The organism is Shewanella sp. CG12_big_fil_rev_8_21_14_0_65_47_15, assembly GCF_002783505.1.
Lineage (GTDB): Bacteria > Pseudomonadota > Gammaproteobacteria > Enterobacterales > Shewanellaceae > Shewanella.
The window spans coordinates 1-2,151 of the sequence record NZ_PFGL01000063.1; the positions used below are offsets into that span (position 1 = coordinate 1).

General features: G+C 46.6%; 1 protein-coding gene. It reads right to left on the reverse strand.

Annotation, left to right across the window (positions count from 1 at the left end; translation table 11 throughout):
• Positions 1-112: 112 nt before the first annotated feature.
• Positions 113-1,585, reverse strand: coding sequence for a group II intron reverse transcriptase/maturase (gene ltrA / locus COW15_RS16755; protein WP_363700657.1), 1,473 nt, complete (start codon positions 1,583-1,585; stop codon positions 113-115).
• Positions 1,586-2,151: the final 566 nt, after the last annotated feature.

Consider the following 2,151-nt stretch of genomic DNA (forward strand, 5'->3'; position numbering starts at 1 on the left):
TGTCGGGTGGACGGCACTTGTTACCAAGTGCCGTCTCCCTAAGAACCGTACGTGCAACTTTCACTGCATACGGCTCAAGCCTCCACAAAAGCATCGTTTGATACCCAGCAACTTATAAAGCAGTCAGAGCATGTTCGTTCCAAGAGTTGCGAGCTAGCCTTTTGGACTTTCTCTTCGCCAAGTATGCTTGGTATTGAGGGTCAAATGGGGTTGCTGAACTTCGGATTTTCACATGTCTCTCGATAGGCACTTTGGCTATTTGGAAGAGATTGAACTGGCAATCCATACCCAAGAGCTTCTGCCAACCGTGAAATTGCCACTGGCCTTTTCGATTGACGAAGTATTTAAGGGCGATCCAAGTTTTAGATTTGGTTGGATGATGCCTTTTAGCCCAGTGCCATAACGCAAGGAATAGCTTGTGGCCTACATATCCAAACACCTGTTTCGCGACGCAGTGTCGATAGTAATTCGACCATCCCCTAAGTTTCGGATTTATCAGTTTGATAAGATCGTTCACGGGTAGGGTTACGTGCTTTTTGATGAGTTCACGCAGATGACTTAAGAACATCAACGTATTGGATTTACTCGGTTTAATGAGCAGTTTTCCTTTGTACTTCCTATGGTTAAAACCTAAGAAGTCAAAGCCATCGTTGATGTGAGTGATATGCGTTTTCTCTTCGGATAGTGTTAAGCCTCTTTCTGCTAAGAAGTCAGTAATCAACGGTTTGATATCGTTCTCTAGCACTTCCTTTGAAGCACAAGTGACGACGAAATCGTCGGCGTACCCAATAAAGTTGGCTCTAGTTCCCTTTTTGAGGGAGGTGGATTTTATGTGCTGCTCAAGGCCTGCAAGAGTCATTAACATCAAGGTAGGAGAGATGATCCCGCCTTGCGGTGTACCCTCATCGGTACGATAAAACAGCCCTTTATCCATAAAGCCAGACTTTAGCCATTGTTCCAACATCCGCTTATCTACGGCTATGTTATCAAGAAGCCATTGATGACCGATCTTGTCAAAACAGGCTTTGATATCACCTTCGAGAACCCATTGGGCTGATGTCTTTTGAGCCAAACACTTAAAGCACTGATCGACAGCGTCAGCAGTACTGCGGTTTGGTCTAAATCCATAGCTGTTAGGGTCGGCAAGTGTTTCTGACACGGGCTCTAATGCAAGAAGGTGGAGTGCTTGTTGCGCTCTGTCTATCATGCAGGGAATACCGAGAGGTCTGAGCTTGCCGTTTTTCTTAGGGATGTAGATACGCTTGAGCGGCTTGGCTTGATAAGCTTTTCTGCTCAATTGATTGACTGCTTTCATGCGGCGTGCATCTGTGTTCCAGATAATGCCGTCTATTCCAGGCGTCTTACTGCCTTTGTTTTTCGACACTCGTTTAACAGCAAGGAGTTTTGCTGAGCGAGAGTGAGTCAGTATCCATTGCAGGGCTTTCACCTTGCCTTGTTTACCTTCTCTTGTTGCCTTTGCAATACGCATCTGAAGCTTTAATACAAGCGACTCAGCGGCCTTCCAGTCAATGGATTTCCACGGGTTGCTGTCAGGGGAGGCACTGATTTCATGCGAAATCATAATTTGCGTTTCACCTTGAATAAAGTTCTTCAAATTCTCTCGCAACGGGAGACCAGTCGGAAGTGGGCTCACTTTCGTGCCAGACAGTTGTCTGTATCTGCATCGTTACAATGCAGCCTTTGCTTTCTCCAACATCCTATACCTGCACCGCCATCGGCTATATTGGCTTTCCCAGAGGGAGCGATACAGGCTTACCGTGTTCCGTATGTCGCGCAATGTCAGGTTAGATGCCCGCTATGGTGCGGAGAGTACAATGATCACGAAAGAGCATGGGACAATCTCTTTCCGACTCTCGTGCCTTTTGGCTACAGCGTGTTAACCACTTCCGCTGTTTCATCGCATGACGCACCTTACGCGGATTCACTTACATTCATCATACTGACTACCTAGCACTCACCCGATTTGTGGTTATCAGGAGGATCATCCCCTCGCAGTTCATATCCCGATTGGTCAAAGACCAATCTTCGTTACATTGTCAGAGCCGCTACTTTATTCAGGCTCCTAGGTTCATCTGGTGATACAGATGGTTCACTCGTTAAGCGGTGAACAGCGCTTCATACGACTTCACG